At 65.0% G+C, this 15,897-nt stretch carries 14 protein-coding genes and 2 tRNA genes; 11 read left to right on the top strand and 5 right to left on the bottom strand.

Annotation, left to right across the window (positions count from 1 at the left end):
* Positions 1 to 161: 161 nt before the first annotated feature.
* On the top strand, positions 162 to 374 hold the full coding sequence (locus ACK4TE_RS07585; RefSeq protein WP_409910893.1) for a KTSC domain-containing protein: 213 nt from the start codon (positions 162 to 164) through the stop codon (positions 372 to 374).
* A gap of 132 nt (positions 375 to 506) precedes the next feature.
* Here the strand turns inward: ACK4TE_RS07585 and lon are convergent, their stop codons facing one another.
* Positions 507 to 2,927, bottom strand: coding sequence for an endopeptidase La (lon, locus tag ACK4TE_RS07590; RefSeq protein ID WP_409910894.1), 2,421 nt, complete (start codon positions 2,925 to 2,927; stop codon positions 507 to 509).
* Positions 2,928 to 3,296: 369 nt separating this feature from the next.
* Here lon and parE point away from each other — a divergent pair, with 369 nt between their 5' ends.
* Positions 3,297 to 5,291: a DNA topoisomerase IV subunit B gene (gene parE / locus ACK4TE_RS07595; protein WP_409910895.1), complete on the top strand. Its 1,995-nt coding sequence runs from the start codon at positions 3,297 to 3,299 to the stop codon at positions 5,289 to 5,291.
* Between the two features lie 238 nt (positions 5,292 to 5,529).
* Positions 5,530 to 6,228 (top strand): hypothetical protein, encoded by a 699-nt coding sequence (locus ACK4TE_RS07600; RefSeq protein WP_409910896.1) that lies wholly within the window; start codon positions 5,530 to 5,532, stop codon positions 6,226 to 6,228.
* A 132-nt stretch (positions 6,229 to 6,360) separates the two neighbouring features.
* Here the strand turns inward: ACK4TE_RS07600 and ACK4TE_RS07605 are convergent, their stop codons facing one another.
* Positions 6,361 to 6,975, bottom strand: a complete 615-nt coding sequence (locus tag ACK4TE_RS07605) for a glutathione S-transferase family protein (RefSeq protein WP_409910897.1) — start codon at positions 6,973 to 6,975, stop codon at positions 6,361 to 6,363.
* 97 nt (positions 6,976 to 7,072) lie between these two features.
* Between ACK4TE_RS07605 and ACK4TE_RS07610 the strand changes: the two genes are divergently transcribed.
* From ACK4TE_RS07610 to ACK4TE_RS07625, 4 genes are read left to right on the top strand one after another with little or no spacing between them, the layout of a single operon-like run.
* Positions 7,073 to 7,216 carry a hypothetical protein gene (locus ACK4TE_RS07610; protein WP_409910898.1) on the top strand — a complete coding sequence of 48 codons (144 nt, stop codon included), beginning with the start codon at positions 7,073 to 7,075 and terminating at the stop codon, positions 7,214 to 7,216.
* Between the two features lie 47 nt (positions 7,217 to 7,263).
* A complete protein-coding gene (proB, locus tag ACK4TE_RS07615) occupies positions 7,264 to 8,379 on the top strand; it encodes a glutamate 5-kinase (protein WP_409910899.1) in 1,116 nt (371 codons plus the stop codon).
* Positions 8,376 to 8,834 (top strand): GNAT family N-acetyltransferase, encoded by a 459-nt coding sequence (locus tag ACK4TE_RS07620; protein WP_409910900.1) that lies wholly within the window; start codon positions 8,376 to 8,378, stop codon positions 8,832 to 8,834. Before proB ends, ACK4TE_RS07620 begins: the two co-directional genes overlap by 4 nt.
* Positions 8,831 to 10,300 carry a RimK family protein gene (locus ACK4TE_RS07625; protein ID WP_409910901.1) on the top strand — a complete coding sequence of 490 codons (1,470 nt, stop codon included), beginning with the start codon at positions 8,831 to 8,833 and terminating at the stop codon, positions 10,298 to 10,300. The genes ACK4TE_RS07620 and ACK4TE_RS07625 overlap by 4 nt, the downstream gene beginning before the upstream one ends.
* 143 nt (positions 10,301 to 10,443) lie before the next feature.
* Here the strand turns inward: ACK4TE_RS07625 and ACK4TE_RS07630 are convergent, their stop codons facing one another.
* Complete coding sequence (locus tag ACK4TE_RS07630) at positions 10,444 to 12,231, bottom strand: long-chain-acyl-CoA synthetase (RefSeq protein ID WP_409910902.1); 1,788 nt, start codon at positions 12,229 to 12,231, stop codon at positions 10,444 to 10,446.
* Between the two features lie 174 nt (positions 12,232 to 12,405).
* On the opposite strand from ACK4TE_RS07630, the gene ACK4TE_RS07635 reads away from it, so the two are divergent.
* Positions 12,406 to 13,287, top strand: coding sequence for an acyl-CoA thioesterase (locus ACK4TE_RS07635; protein WP_409910903.1), 882 nt, complete (start codon positions 12,406 to 12,408; stop codon positions 13,285 to 13,287).
* Here ACK4TE_RS07635 and ACK4TE_RS07640 read toward each other — a convergent pair.
* Positions 13,284 to 14,261 (bottom strand): AraC family transcriptional regulator ligand-binding domain-containing protein, encoded by a 978-nt coding sequence (locus ACK4TE_RS07640; RefSeq protein WP_409910904.1) that lies wholly within the window; start codon positions 14,259 to 14,261, stop codon positions 13,284 to 13,286. The two genes, ACK4TE_RS07635 and ACK4TE_RS07640, sit on opposite strands and share 4 nt — an antisense overlap.
* Positions 14,262 to 14,651: 390 nt before the next feature.
* On the opposite strand from ACK4TE_RS07640, the gene ACK4TE_RS07645 reads away from it, so the two are divergent.
* From ACK4TE_RS07645 to ACK4TE_RS07655, 3 genes are all read left to right on the top strand, one after another.
* A tRNA-Pro gene (locus ACK4TE_RS07645) sits at positions 14,652 to 14,728 on the top strand.
* A gap of 29 nt (positions 14,729 to 14,757) precedes the next feature.
* Positions 14,758 to 15,066 carry an ETC complex I subunit gene (locus tag ACK4TE_RS07650; RefSeq protein ID WP_409910905.1) on the top strand — a complete coding sequence of 103 codons (309 nt, stop codon included), beginning with the start codon at positions 14,758 to 14,760 and terminating at the stop codon, positions 15,064 to 15,066.
* A gap of 26 nt (positions 15,067 to 15,092) precedes the next feature.
* Positions 15,093 to 15,169: transfer RNA gene (locus ACK4TE_RS07655), tRNA-Arg, on the top strand.
* Between the two features lie 3 nt (positions 15,170 to 15,172).
* Here the strand turns inward: ACK4TE_RS07655 and ACK4TE_RS07660 are convergent.
* A complete protein-coding gene (locus tag ACK4TE_RS07660) occupies positions 15,173 to 15,889 on the bottom strand; it encodes an ATP12 family chaperone protein (protein WP_409910906.1) in 717 nt (238 codons plus the stop codon).
* Positions 15,890 to 15,897 lie beyond the last annotated feature (8 nt).

Raw genomic sequence — 15,897 nt, forward strand, 5'->3', positions numbered from 1 at the left:
CGATAACCCTGTTCTCAGTCTGCCCGGCGTGGGAAACTGAAACCATCACCGCAGCCGAAACGGCGCGCACGAATTACACCACGTGATGGGACGCTACCGTGGTTGCTTCTTGGAGGTCACAATCCCCCCGTGCGGTAATATCCAAACAAGGAGGCTCTGATATGGAGAGAAAACATGTCGCATCATCGAACGTAACGTCAATTGGGTTCGATCCAAACTCAGAGACCCTAGAAATCGAGTTTAAAGGCGGGGCGGTTTATCAATACTATGGTGTGCCAGCTCACCTGTACGAGCAGTTGATGGGCTCGTCTTCAGTAGGCTCCTTTGTGAACACCTACATTCGAAATGCCTTCCCATACTCTTTGGTCGGGTAGAACCGCACAGCATCTCAGTGACAAGAGGGCGCTCTCTTCAAGCAAGAAGGTCAAAACTGTCGCTGACTTCCCGGTTTCCCTTATCCCCTCCATCCGGAGAAGGGGTTTCCCATACTCTCAGCCAAAACCCGCTCAGTGCGCGCGGATCGTGTCGGACTCGCCGTCGCCGGTCTTGCCGCCGCTCAGCGAAGCCTGCAGCTTGGCTTCGTCCTCTTCCGACCATTCGATCGGCACCAGCGGGCGCATCAGCGCCAGCTTCAGCACTTCCTGAACATCCGAAACCGGAATGATCTTCAGGCCGGTCTTCACATTCTCCGGAATCTCGTCGAGGTCCTTCTCGTTCTCCTTCGGGATCAGCACCGTCTTGATGCCGCCGCGCAGGGCCGCGAGCAGTTTCTCCTTGAGGCCGCCAATCGGCAGCACCCGTCCGCGCAGGCTCACCTCGCCCGTCATCGCCACTTCGCGGTTCACCGGAATACCAGTCAGCAGCGACACGATGGCCGTCGTCATCGCGATACCGGCAGACGGACCGTCCTTCGGCGTCGCGCCATCCGGAACGTGAACGTGGATGTCGGTCGTGTTGAAGGCCGTCGGCTTGATGCCGAAGGCGACCGAGCGGGCGCGCACGAGCGAGCTCGCCGCCTGGATCGATTCTTTCATCACATCGCGCAGGTTGCCGGTCACTTTCATCGCGCCCCGGCCCGGCATCTTCACCGCTTCGATGGTGAGCAGGTCGCCGCCCACTTCCGTCCAGGCAAGGCCGGTCACGGCGCCCACCTGATCGGTCTCGTCGGCGAGGCCGTAGCGATGCTTGCGAACGCCTGCGAAGGTCGCGAGGTTTTCCGGCGTGATCGTCAGGCTCGCGCCTTCCGTCAGCGCCAGTTCACGCACCGCCTTGCGGGCGAGGCGCGCAATCTCGCGCTTCAGGCTGCGCACGCCGGCTTCACGGGTGTAATAGCGGATGAGGTCGCTGATCGCGCCATCGGTAACGATCCACTCCCCTTCCTTCAGGCCGTGATCCTCGCGCACCTGAGGGATCAGGTGGCGCTTGGTGATCTCCAGCTTCTCATCCTCCGTGTACCCCGCAATCCGGATGATCTCCATCCGGTCCAGCAGAGGCTGCGGCATGTTCAGCGAGTTCGCCGTCGTCACGAACATCACGTCCGAAAGGTCGTAATCGACTTCCAGATAGTGATCGTTGAACGTCGAGTTCTGCTCCGGGTCGAGCACTTCCAGCAGCGCCGAAGCCGGATCGCCGCGATGGTCCATGCCCATCTTGTCGATCTCGTCGAGCAGGAACAGCGGGTTGCCGCTCTTGGTCTTCTTCAGGCTCTGGATGATGCGGCCCGGCATCGATCCGATATAGGTCCGGCGGTGGCCGCGGATCTCGCTCTCGTCGCGCACGCCGCCCAGCGAGACGCGCACGAAGTCACGGCCCGTCGCTTCCGCGATGGACTTGCCCAGCGAGGTCTTGCCGACGCCCGGCGGGCCGACGAGGCAGAGGATCGGACCTTTCAGGCGCCCGGTGCGTTTCTGCACGGCAAGGTATTCAAGGATGCGCTCCTTCACCTTGTCGAGGCCGTAATGGTCGTCGTTCAGTTGCTTCTCGGCCTTGCGCAGGTCGGTGACGATTTCCTTCCGCTTGCCCCAGGGCAGCGAGAGCAGCCAGTCGAGATAGTTGCGCACGACCGTAGACTCCGCCGACATCGGCGACATCTGGCGCAGCTTCTTCATCTCGGCTTCGGCCTTGGTGCGCGCTTCCTGCGAGAGCGGCGTGTCGGCGATCTTCTGGTCGAGTTCGGCCAGCTCATCGCGCTCGCCGCCTTCCCCGCCCTGTTCGCCCAGCTCGCGCTGGATCGCCTTCATCTGCTCGTTCAGGTAATACTCGCGCTGGGTCTTCTCCATCTGCCGCTTCACGCGGTTTTTGATCTTCCGCTCCATCTGGAGCATGCCCATCTCGCCTTCCATCAGCGCGAAGACCTTCTCCAGCCGGTCCTTGGCGTCCGGCATCTCGAGCAGTTCCTGCTTGTCGGAGAGCTTCACCGACAGGTTCGACGCCACCTGGTCCGCCAGCCGCCCGGCATCGGACATCTGCCCGATCGACGTCACCGTCTCCGGCGGAATCTTGCGGTTCAGCTTCACATAGCTCTCGAACTGTTCCTGCACGGCGCGCATCAGCGCCTGCACATCCGCGCCGCCGGTGCCGGCCTCGGGAAGGGTCTCCACCTCGGCCTCGAAATACTCGCCGCGGTCATGCAACTCCACCAGCCGCGCGCGCGACTTGCCCTCCACCAGCACCTTCACGGTGCCGTCGGGCAGTTTCAAGAGCTGCAGGATGGTCGCCAGCGTGCCGATCTCGTGCAGGTCATCGGCCACCGGATTGTCGATGGCCGCATCGGTCTGGGCCACCAGCATGATCTCGTTCTCGCTCTCCTCGATCATCTCGAGAGCGCGCACGGACTTGTCGCGGCCGACAAACAGCGGCGCCACCATGTCCGGAAACACAACGATGTCCCTCAGCGGCAACACCGGCACGGTCTTGGTTCTTGGCATGTTCATGCCTCCTCTTCACGGGCCCCGACTCGGCGGCTGCCCTTTATACCCTGTCATGCTGATTAGAGCATGAATGAGGCGATGTCCGGAATGTGGAAACCTCATGAGCCCCCTTCAACCCGCCCTCTGCTATAGAAAGGTGTGAATAGAACTGCAGGTGAGCGGCTCGCGATGCCGTGAAGCCCCTTCGCCCCGCTTGCGGGGAGAGGGGTTCAGGGGGAAACCCGGCATTCCACAGCCGACAGGCCCTTGCCCCCCGCCTCAAACCCCGCTTGAACCATCCGGCCCCGCAGAATGCCAGAGGGTTAAAAGGCCTTTAACGGATTCGGCCTCTATCTGCGGACCAGTATCGGAACGGAGAAGTGGCCCATGTCGACAGCCCGGCAACTGAAGCTCATCGATGACGGTGGCAAGGGCTACTCCGCCAAGGATATCGAGGTCCTGGAAGGCCTCGAACCCGTCCGCAAGCGCCCCGGCATGTATATCGGCGGCACCGACGAGCGCGCCTGGCACCACCTGTTCGCCGAAGTCCTCGACAACTCGATGGACGAAGCCGTCGCCGGCCATGCCAGCCGCATCGAAATCCACCTCGACACCGAGGGCTTCCTCACCGTCGCCGACAATGGCCGCGGCATCCCGGTCGACCCCCACCCGAAATTCCCAAAGAAATCAGCGCTCGAAGTCATCATGACCACGCTGCACTCGGGGGGCAAGTTCTCCGACAAGGCCTATTCCACCGCCGGCGGCCTGCACGGCGTCGGCATCTCGGTCGTCAACGCCCTCTCCGAAACGGTCGAAGTCGAGATCGCCCGCGACCGCACGCTCTACCGCCAGACCTTCTCGCGCGGCGTGCCCACCACCCGCCTCACCAAAGTCGGCCCCGCCCCCAACCGGCGCGGCACCTCGGTCCGCTTCAAGCCCGACCCCCAGATCTTCGGCGACAAGCTGCGCTGGCGCCCGGCCCGCCTGTTCCAGATGGCGCGCTCCAAGGCCTATCTCTTCCGCGGCGTCGAGATCCGCTGGTCGTGCGATCCGAAACTGCTGCCCGAGGATTCGAAAATCCCCGCCGAGGCGGTCCTCTCCTATCCCAACGGCCTCGCCGACCAGCTCGCCGAAGTCTTCGAGGACAAGGCCACCATCACCGATGCCCCCTTCACCGGCCTCATGGACATGGGCAAGGAGGGCAAGGTCGAATGGGCCATCGCCTGGACCCAGGCCGGCTTCGGCGAACAGGACGGCTTCGCCCGCTCCTATTGCAACACCATCCCGACCCCCGAAGGCGGCACGCACGAGGCCGGCTTCCGCTCCGCCATCACCAAGGGCCTCAGAAATTTCGGCGAACTCTCCGGCAACAAGAAAGCCGCCGAGATCACCGCCGAGGATGTCATGGGCCATTCCGGCTTCCTGCTCTCGGTCTTCATCCGCGGCCCGGAATTTGTAGGCCAGACGAAAGACAAGCTCTCCTCCACCCACGCCTTCCGCCTCGTCGAAGCCGCCGTGCGGGACCATTTCGACCACTGGCTCGCCGCCAGCCCGAAGGAAGCCAACAAACTCCTCACCTGGGCCATCGACCGCGCGGATGAGCGCGCCCGCCGCCGCAAGGCAAAGGAAGTCAGCCGCAAGTCCGCCACCAAGAAACTCCGCCTGCCCGGCAAGCTGGCGGACTGTTCCGCCAAGGGCCCGGAAGGCACCGAACTCTTCCTCGTCGAAGGCGACTCGGCCGGCGGCAGCGCCAAACAGGCCCGCAACCGCGAGACGCAGGCGATCCTTCCCCTGCGCGGCAAGATCCTCAACGTCGAAAGCGCGTCCGACGACAAGCTGATGGGCAACCAGGAACTGGCGGACCTTTCGCTTGCTCTGGGCACGGAGCTTGGCCGCAAGTTCAACATCGACGACCTGCGCTATGAGCGCATCATCATCATGACCGACGCCGATGTCGACGGCGCCCACATCGCCGCGCTGCTGATCACCTTCTTCTACCGCCTCACCCCCGGCCTGATCGAAGCCGGCCGCCTGTATCTGGCCCAGCCGCCGCTCTTCAAGCTCGCGAACAAGGGCAACATCCATTACGCGATGGATGATGAGGACCGCGCCCGCATCGTGAAGGAGCACTTCAAGGGCAACCAGAAGATCGAGCTGACCCGCTTCAAGGGTCTCGGCGAAATGAACCCGGCCCAGCTGAAGGAAACCACCATGAACCCGGCCAGCCGCACCCTCGCGCGCGTCACCTTGCCGGACTCGATGGACGAACTCACCGAAATGAAGCCCGCCGAACTCATCAACACGCTGATGGGCAAGAAAGCCGAACTCCGCTTCCGCTTCATCCAGGAAAACGCCGCCTTCGTCGAAGAGCTGGACATTTAAAAACTGTCATCCCGGGCAAAGGCTGCACAGCAGCCGAATGACCCGGGACCCAGTGCCCCAATCCCCCCACCTCTCCGCATACCCCTGCGCAGGCGGGCATCCACGGCCTGAACATTTCATCCGCCTACGGATGACTTACGCAACGCTTTCCAGAAGAAATTTCACACAAATTCAACCCTCTGAAAAATAATCACGCAAACTTGCGCTACACCCCCAAAACCCATGCCATACTCCGCGCATGAACGCGCCAGACCTCCCCGCGGATTTCCCCGAAGAACGCAGCGCCCTGCTGCGCGAGGCCGATCATCTGATCGACTGGCTGCTGGCCCAGATCGCGCTCTGTCTCTCGCCCGGTATCGTCCGTACCCTGCCGATGCTGAAAGGCATCCTCGCCGGCTATCTCCTCCCCGCCGAAGCGGCGCTGCGCCGCATGATCCACATCCTCGCCGCCGCGATCCCCGAAAAACCGGAGCGCCGTGCCCTCCTCCCCCGCAAAACGGGGCAGGTGCCCCAAACGGGTGGAGAGGAGAGCCCCAAACGCAGCGCTTTCCGCACGCCCCTCTTCCGCCTCACCGAACCCCAGCCTGATCTGTTCACGGATCATAAGCGTCCAACCGGCCCCGGCCCGCGCATCTCGATCCCTGGCATCACCCCGCGCCCGGCCCCGCCGCCGCCGCGCGAACCGCGCCGGCCGCTCGACCCCATCGACCTCGAAGCCAAACTCCTGCGCCGCATCGACGCCCTCAAGGCCGCCTTCATCGACCCCATCCGCGCCGCCCGCCGCCTGCAGCGCCGCTTGCGTGCGCGCCCGCCCACCGGCCCGCTGATCGCCCCGATCAACATCCCCGGCTTCAAGTCAGACCCGCTCGCCGATATCGGCCGAGCCCTGCTGCGCCAGCTGACGTTCGCCGCGCTGGCCCGTCCCAACACCTCCTGACACGGATCAAATTCCCAGATCCCTCCCCCGGACGGCCCCGCCGCTCCGGGCAAACGTGCTGGCGGAAACCCGGAAAGCCCCTTCTCCCTAGGGAGAAGGGGTTGGGGATGAGGGCCGACTCCCGGTAGAGGATCAAGCCCCCGCGCTCGCCCTTGTGCTCACCCGCTTATGCCACGCCGCCACATTGCCCAGCCCCTCCGGCACCTTTAGGCCGATCCAGTCCGCGAAATCCACCGAGCTCAGCGCGCAGATATCCGCCACGGTGAACCGCGCGCCCGCCACGAAATCCCGCCCCGCCATTTCCCGGTCGAGCCAGCCGAGCGCTTTTTCATACGCGCCCCGGTTCGCCTCGCCAAAGTCCTTGTACTGAGGAACCACAACTTTCGCCGTGAACGGATGCGCATGGCGCCAGTAATTGCCCGCCGGGCTCATCAGGTGAAACTCCACCCGGCGCACCCACATATCCACCAGCGCCTGTTCCAGCGCCGTCTCGCCAAACAGGTTCGGCTGCGGATAGACGCTCTCGAGATACCGGCAGATCGACACCGTCTCGCTGATACACGTCCCGTCGTCCAGCTCCAGCACCGGCGTCTGGCCGAGCGAATTGCGCGCCAGATGCTCCGGCGCCTTGTGCTCGCCCTTCACCAGCGCCACGTCCACAAGCGGGATCACCGCCCCCTTCTCCGCCAGGAATATCCGCACCCGCCGCGGGTTCGGCGCCGGCATCGGTGTGTTGTAAAGCTTCATCTTTTCCTCCCGGCGCGAGATGAACTTTCCCTAAGGTTAGCCTCGCCGCCAATTCGTGCTACACTGCGCGTTCGGCAGTCCCCCAAAGGAGCACACCATGACGCCGGAAAAAACCGAAGAAATCCTGCAGACCGAACGCATCACCGGCGCCAGCCGCGTCGGCCTCTGGAAAATGCTCGCCGTCTCCCTCGCCATCGTCGTCATCGGCTTCGGCATCATCGCCGGCGTCACCGCACAGTAAAGCGGGCCCCTCGCCATCTGCTCCGCGCCCGTGTATCTCCCGGCGCGATGACGGCTGACACTCTCTCCCGCGCCCGGCGCATTGTTGTGAAAACCGGTTCGGCCCTGATTGCCGAGGCGGGCGCCCCGCGCCGTGCCTGGCTGGCCGCGCTCGCTGCCGATATCGCCGCCCTGCGCCAGCGCGGCAAGGAGGTGATCCTCGTTTCCTCCGGCGCGGTCGCCCTCGGCAAGGCCGCCCTCGGCGCGCCATATCAGGCAAGGCTGGAGCAGAAGCAGGCCGCCGCCGCCATCGGCCAGCCGCGCCTGATGGCCGCCCTCGCCGACGCCTTCGCCCCGCATGGCCTGCCGGTCGGCCAGGCCCTGCTCACCCCCGGCGACACGGAAAACCGCCGCCGCTGGCTGAACGCCCGCGCCACGCTGGAAACCCTGCTCGAGGCTGGCGTCGTGCCCGTCATCAACGAGAATGACACGGTCGCCACCGAAGAGATCCGCTATGGCGACAATGACCGCCTCGCCGCCCGCGTCGCCCAGATGATGGGGGCGGACATGCTCATCCTCCTGTCCGACATTGACGGCCTCTACACCGCCGACCCGCGCAGCCATCCGCAGGCGGAGCATATTCCCTTCCTCGAAGCGCTCACCCCTGCCCATGACGCGATGGCCTCCGGCGCCAATGCCGGGGCCGGTGTCGGCTCGGGCGGTATGGCCACCAAGCTCGCCGCCGCCCGCATCGCCCATGCCGCCGGCTGCTCCACCGTCATCACCCTCGGCACACGGGATCGCCCCCTCGGCGCCCTCGAAGCCGGCGAGCGCGCCACCCTGATCGCCGCGAAGACCACCCCCGCCAGCGCCCGCGCCGCCTGGCTCGAAGGCCACCTCAAGCCCGAGGGCGAGATCACCATAGATGACGGCGCCGCCCGCGCGCTGGAGAAAGGCGCGAGCCTGCTCGCCGTCGGCGTCCGCGGCGTCACCGGCCAGTTCGAGCGCGGCGCCGCCGTCGCCGTGCGCGACACCTCCGGCCGCCTCCTCGCCAAGGGCGTCACCGCCTATGGCGCCGAGGACATCCGCCGCATCGCCGGCCGCCGCACGGAAGAGGCCGAAGCCCTCCTCGGCTACAAGGGCCGCCCCGCCGTCATCCACCGCGACGACATGGTGCGCCTTTGATCCGCCCCGCCACGGAGGCTGATCTTCCCGCCCTCGTCGCGCTGGAGGAAACCTTCCCCGCTGTGGACCGGTTCGACCGGCGCACCTGGCGCCGCCTGCTGGCCGGCCAGTCGCTGACCCTCGTCCATGAAACCGCTGGCACACTGGATGCCTCCGCCGTCCTCCTCTTCCGTCAGGGCTCGGACATCGCCCGGCTCTATTCCATCTCGGTTGCCCCCGCCGCCCGGGGCCGGGGGCTCGGATCAAAAATTCTTACGGCCTGTGAAGATTACGCCGGAAAGCGCGGCGCAGCGCGGATGCGGCTGGAGGTGCGGGCCTCAAATAGTGCAGCCCACCGGCTTTACGACTCGGCCGGTTATCGCGTAATTGCCGCCCTCGAGTCCTACTATCCGGACGGAGAGACGGCGCACAGGATGGAGAAGTTTCTCATCGCGCCCTCAGATGGAGCCTCATGACCGATTGGGTCGTGCTCGTTGAATCGGCGAGCGACATTTCTCAGGCAGAAACACCGCACAAGGTGCTGCGCATTTCGGACTATATCTCGAAGCCGGCGCTGTTCTCGGGACGCCGGCCCTATATCCTGAACCTGGCGCGCTCCTATGCCTACCAGAAGGAAGGCTATTACGCCTCCCTTCTGGCCGAAGCGCGCGGCCACCGGGTCAGCCCGTCGGTGCAGACCATGGTCGAGCTCTCCAAGAAGACGCTCTACAACCACGCCCTGCCCGACCTTGGCGAAACCCTGCAGGAGACCCTCGCCAAAGGCGCGCCCAAGGTGGAGACCCTGTTCGTTGCCTTCTCGCGCTGCGACGTGCCCGGCTACGAGGCCTTTGCCCGCGAGGCGATGGACTGGTTCCGCACCCCCGCCCTGGAGGTGGAGTTCGACGACGAGGCCCCCCACGGCATCGGCCGCATCCGCGCCATGCCGCCCCACCGCCTGAAGGACCAGCGCCGCCAGTTCTTCCTCGACGCCATGGACGCCTACACCAAGGGCAAGGTGAAGAACGAGAAGGCCCGCGCCCCCGCCAAATGGGCCCTCGCCGTGCTCGTCGATCCCACCGAGAAGAACGCGCCCTCCAAGCCCGCCTCGCTGAAACGCTTTGCGGATGTGGCCGAGAAGATGGGCGTCGAGGTCGAGCTGATCGACCCGACCGACCTGCCCTCGCTGGCGGAATTCGACGCCCTGTTCATCCGTGCCACCACCTCGATCGACAATTTCACCTACCGCTTCGCCCGCCGGGCCGAGCAGGAAGGCATGCCAGTGATCGACGACACCCAGTCGATGATCCGCTGCACCAACAAGGTCTATCTCAAGGAAATCCTCGAGAAGGCCGGCCTGCCTATTCCGCGTACGGAGATTCTCGACGAGAAGACCGATCTCGCCGCCGTTTTCCAGCGGCTCGGCAGCCCTGTCATCCTGAAAACCCCGGATGGCAGCTTCGGCCTCAACATGGTGCGCGCCTCTACGCTCGAGGAGCTGAAGGAAGGCGCCGCGAAAATGTTCGAGGACACCGCCCTCATCATCGCCCAGGAATTCCGCCCGACGAAATTCGACTGGCGCATCGGCGTGCTCAACGGCGAGCCGCTCTATGCCTGCCAATACCGCATGGCGCGCGGCCACTGGCAGATCGTCAAATACAAGGATGACGGCAAGACCTCCGAAGGCGGCTTCACCACCATGCCCGTCGAGGACGCGCCGCCCGAAGTCGTCAACGCCGCCGTCCGCGCCGCCAGCCTGATCGGCGACGGCCTCTACGGCGTCGACCTCAAGGAAACCGAACAGGGCGTCGTCATCATCGAGATCAACGACAACCCCTCCATCGACCACGACGTCGAAGGCGCGATCCTCAAGGATGAAATCTGGAGACGGATCATCTCCTGGTTCTCGACACGACTCGAACGCCGGATGAACCGGGCGGGGTAGCCCTCACCTCCCACCGCCTCCGGCGGCGGGCCCCTCCTCTCCCGGAGGGAGAGGGGTTGGACCCGGCACAGAGTGCAACGCGAACCCCTCTCCCGCCCAGCGGGAGAGGAGGGGCCCATTGCGCAGCAATGGGAGGTGAGGGCCTAAAACCGGTACCCGCCCGTCATCAGCCGGTCGAACCGGCCCGCATTCATCGGCACATAGCGCTGTTCTTCCGGGTCGAGCATCCAGATCGGCTCTTCCACCTTGTCGGGGTCGAAGCCGTCCGCCACCAGTTCCACTTTCCGATACTTGAACGTGCCGGTGGTCTCGGCTTCCGGCTGTACACGGATGAAGATCGGGATGGCATAGGAGGGCAGCTTGTCGCTGAGCGCCTTGTAGAGCCCGGCAAAGTCTACCTCGCCCTCCACCGTGATCGCCGCCATGCCGGCCTTGCCGTCCGTGCCCGGAATATGCACGCCGTAGACGTTCGCCGTCTTGATGCCGTCCACGCGCGAGAGGGCTTCGCCCACTTCATTGGTCGAGACATTCTCCCCCTTCCAGCGGAACGTGTCGCCGATCCGGTCCACGAAGAAGATGTAGCCGTCCTTGTCCTTCTTCATCAGGTCGCCGGTGCGGAACCACAGGTCGCCCTTCTCGAACACGTCGCGCAGGAGTTTCTTCTCGGTCGCCTTCGCGTCGTTATACCCTTCGAAACGCTGGCGCACGTCCTCGCCGATCAGGCCCAGCGCCTCGCCGGGTTCGTCCACATCCGCGCGGATGCAGAACCCGTCCGGCCCGCGCACCGGCTGTTCGTTCTCCACGTCGAACTTCACGAAGGCGACGTTCGCAAACTGCTTTTCCAGCCATCCCGGGATCCGGCCGACCGCGCCGACCTTGCCGTCAAAGTTCAGGAAACTGACATTGCCCTCGGTCGAGCCGTAGAATTCGCACAGGTGCGGAATGTTGAACCGGTCGAGGAAAGCCTGCCACACTTCCGGGCGGAGGCCGTTTCCGAAACCCGTCCGTATACGGTGCGCCCGTTCCTTCGGATGGTGCGGCGTGTTGAGGAGGTAGCGGCAGAGCTCGCCGATATACACGATGGTCGTCGCGCCCTCCTCCACCGCCTCGTCCCAGAAAGCGCTCGCCGAGAATTTCCGCCGCAGCACGACGCGCGCGCCGGTCATCAGCGCGATGCCGACCCCGCACAGCCCGCCGGTGCCATGATAGAGCGGCAGGGTGACATAGACCCTGTCGTCCGGTCCCGTGCGGCAGGGCGCGATGAAGCTGCGCATCATGCCCTGCGTGCGTGCCTGTGTCAGCCGCGCGGCCTTCGGCAGGCCGGTCGTGCCGGAGGTGTAAACGTAGAGGCACATGTCCTTGCCCAAGAGGCCCGCGCGGTGCGACCGGTCCGGCCGCTTGTCAGAGACGGCTGCCAGCGCCGCGCCAAGGTCCTCGCCCTGCCTGCCGCCAAGCGTGAACACCGGCGGCGCGCCTGCGAACAATCCGGCTGCCGCGCGCACGGCCTCGTCCTGCTCCGCGCCCGTGACGATCAGCTTCGCGTCGGCGATGTTCACGCAGTGCGCCAGCGCTTCGCCTTCAAGGTTGTGATTGATCAGTGCCGTGACGATTCCTACTTTCGCAAAGCCTGCCCAGGCAGCGACATATTCCGGCCGGTTCTCCATATAGAGCGCGATACAGTCCCCGGCCTTCAGCCCGCGCCCGAGCGCCCAGTTGGCAAACCGGCTCGCGAGCGCATCGAACTCGCCATAGGTCACCGTCTGGCCTTCGAAGCGGAAGGCGACATTCTTCTTGTGCTTGTCCACCGATTTCTCGAAATCGTCGGCCACGAGATTGGCCGAGTCCGGCGAGATATCGCCGGTCCATTTCGACAGCCGCCGGACCGACAGGAAAAAGCTGATTTCACGGGAAAGAATGGCAAAGGGATTCATCGGCGCCTCTCTGGTCCGGAGCGTCGGTGCTCAAGTCTGGAATGTTCAAGGATTCCAGACAATTCCGTTTCGGAAGTCTTGTCAAAGAAAACCGGCGTGATCGGCGATTGCCTTCCCCCGCGTGACGGCCTATTGCTGCGCCGCACAACGAGACGCACGAGACAGGAGCGCGCGATGACGACAGACCCCGTAGGTGACCTGCTCACCCTCCTCGACATCGAACGCCTCGAGCACGACCTCTTCCGCGGCCAGAGCCCGGACGAGGAAGAAAGCCAGCGTGTCTTCGGCGGGCAGGTCATCGCGCAGTCGCTGGTCGCGGCCTATCGCACCGTGCCGCCCGACCGGCTCTGCCATTCGCTGCACTGCTATTTCATCCGCCCCGGTGATCCGTCCGTGCCGATCATCTACCAGGTTGACCATTCCCGCGATGGCGGCAGCTTCACCACCCGCCGCGTTGTCGCCATCCAGCATGGCAAGCAGATCTTCAACCTCGCCGCCTCCTTCCATGTGGTCGAGGAAGGCTGGCACCACCAGCACGCGATGCCGGATGTTCCGTCGCCGGAGGGTCTGGGCGACCGGCTGGAATGGCGCCGCCAGTTTGCCGAGAAACTGCCCGAGCGCCATCGCGGCCATTTCCTGCGTCCGCGTCCGGTTGAGATGCGCGAGATCGATCCGCTCGATCCGCTGAAGCCGGAAAAGGCCAGCGATGTGCAGCACCTCTGGTTCCGCGTGGCGCGCGCGATCGACGAGGCGCCATGGCTGCACCATTGCCTGCTGGCCTATGCCTCCGACATGGCCCTGCTCGGCACCGGCAACCGCCCGCACGGCATCTCCTGGATGACCGGCGAGCTGATGTCGGCCAGCCTCGACCATGCGATGTGGTTCCACGCTCCACTGAAGTTCGACGAGTGGCACCTCTACACGATGGACAGCCCCTATGCCGGCGGCGCGCGCAGCTTCAATCGCGGCTCGGTCTATGATGCCTCCGGCCGGCTCGTTGCCTCAGTCGCGCAGGAAGGCCTGATGCGCAAGGTCGTCCGCAAGCCGAAGGCTTAGCCCCGCCGCTCGCGGCGCACCCGGTCGCGGAAGGCGCCGGGCGGCTCGCCGAACCAGCCACGGAAGGCGCGCACAAAGGCGGTCTGGTCGCTGTAGCCGAGCAGGCCCGCGATCTCGGCAAAGCTCAGCGTTTCCTCATGGATGTAGACCTCTGCGGCTTCCTTGCGGGTCGCGGCCAGAAGGTCGGAATAGGACAGGTCTTCCGCCAGCAGGCGCCGGCGCAGCGTGCGCCCGCTCATGCCGATCAGCCTGGCCGTATCCTCGAGGCTGGGTTTGCCCTTGCGCATCTGCTGGTGCAGGCCGCTAATCACCAACATGCGCAGCGAGCTGCCCGCCCGGAAAGCCGCGAGCCGGGCATTCAGGCGCCCGGTCAGCAGCTGCACAAGCGCTGGATTGGCATTCGGCAAGGGCCGGGTCACCAGCGCCGCATCGATCACCATCATGTCCCGGGGGGCATTGTAGGAGACCACATCGCCGTAGAGCTGCCGGGCAAAGTCCTGCGCCTCGGACGAAGGCGGGCGATGGCGCAGCGCGACCGCGGCCACCGGCTTTTCCTGGTCCCACAGCAGCCACCTGCCGATCGAGGCATAGCCGGCCAGGATCGCATCGGTCACCCGGCGCATGTGCTCGGCATCCGCAACCGCCGGCTCCAGGATGATCCGCGCCTCCCGGCCGACGATCTCCAGCCGCGTGCGGGCCGCCTCCTGGGTCAGGGGCTGGTAGCGCATGTTGATCTCGAGCGCTTCCTTGATCGTGCCCGCCGCAGCGAGGGCATAGCCCACATCCAGAAAGGTCGCCGGCCGGAACTGCATGCCGACCCGCAGGCCAATGGAATCGATCCCGGTGAGCGCCGCCGCCGTGTTCAGCACCTCCGCCATCAGCGGCACCGGAAACCGCTTGTCCGGATGGTTGAGCGCCGCCCGCCCGCCGGGCACCAGCTCATACAGGGCCTCTGCCGGGGCGCCGAGGGCCACGGAAGTCTCAATGTAGTTTGACAAGTACGCGGTAGAGACTGTTGGCACGGCCACACTTCCCGGGACTTTTATTGTCAGGGCTAAGAAGAATGAGGGTGAATTATTTCGCCTCGCCCCGATTTCAACACATTTGGCCGGATTTGACTGCCGCCATGGCCGATTATGTCAAGACGGTAATCTTTTGCAAAGTTTAATTGCACACAGGGACGCACGCGGCATCCTGAACCGCGAGGGATCAGTTCCAGGGGGACAGGCCGGTCATCCGGCAGGTGAACTGGCGGCAAGGATGCACAACGTCGGCGGCGCTGCTCTGGGTGGGCGGCGCCGCAACTTTTTGTGCACAGCGGAAAACAGCTTGCGCCCGGCCCGCATCCCTTTACATCGGGACTCCGGAGCGTAGCGCAGTCTGGTAGCGCATCTGGTTTGGGACCAGAGGGTCGTAGGTTCGAATCCTATCGCTCCGACCAGAGATTCTAAGGGGTCGGAGACGGCAGGAATGGAAGCGCGGATCTACAAGCCAGCCCGGAGCGCCATGCAGTCCGGCCGAGGCAACACCAAGGACTGGGTGCTTGAATTCGTGAACCCCGCCGCCCGGCGCCGCACCGACCCGCTGATGGGCTGGACCGGCATCGATGACATGTCCGGCCAGGTCCGCCTGACCTTCGAAACCCGCGAGCAGGCCATCGCCTATGCCGAGCGCGAAGGCCTGAAATTCACGGTCGAGGAAGCCCGCGAGAGAAAGCGGCTGGTGAAGTCCTATTCGGAAAACTTCTCCGCCTCGCGCAAACAACCGTGGACTCACTGAAGGCCCCCGCGCTACTTGGCCCCAACGACTCCGTAGCTCAGCTGGATAGAGCGTTCGCCTTCTAAGCGAATGGTCGCAGGTTCGAGTCCTGCCGGGGTCGCCATTCTCAGCCCGCCAGTGCCCTGATCCAGACGCCGAGGGCGGCAGCTTCCTCGCGTTTGGCTTCGGTGGCGGCGGCGGATTCCTCGTCTTCGCCCCAGCGGGCGATTTGCCAGGCTTCGTCGAGGCGGGAAGATTCGAAGGCATCCTCCGCAGACAGAACACCTTCCACCACCGCCATCGCGAGCAGCGCCGAGCCGTAAAGGCCGCAGCCGAGCGCGAGCGCAGCAAGGCGGAAGTCATCGAGCGAGAGGGCATAGTCGCGCGCTGCTTCCAGCGAGGCATCGGGCTGAGGCTCGGCGCGGATGCCTTCCGTGGGCACGAGGATCACGCCAAGCGTGTCGGCCGCCCAGTCGCGGATCGGGGCCCAGTGGCCCTCTTCCAGCGCGATCAGGTCTTCGGGTTCCTCAGCAATGTGGCAGATGAGATCGGTCTCGCAATAGCGCGCCACTTCGTCGGCCAGCGCCTCGCGGGTTTCCGGCACGCGGTCGAGGGTGACATTGGCGAGGCGGGTGAGATGCAGGCCGAGCAGGTCGATGCGCTCGCCTTGCGCGTCCCATTCTTCCGCAATGGCTTCGGCAAGGGAGCGGGTTGGCAGCGCGAGGGCGGCGCGGCCAGGGGTTTTCAGGGTGCGCCCGTCGAGGGCGACGGTCCAGGCTTCGCCAAGGCGTTGGGCAGCAGCGGATGTGTAGAAGCGTTTCGGGCGGGCGTCTGGCTCGGTCATCCGCCCCG

The sequence above is a fragment of the Hyphomonas sp. genome (assembly GCF_046313975.1).
In the GTDB taxonomy this organism is placed as follows: domain Bacteria; phylum Pseudomonadota; class Alphaproteobacteria; order Caulobacterales; family Hyphomonadaceae; genus Hyphomonas.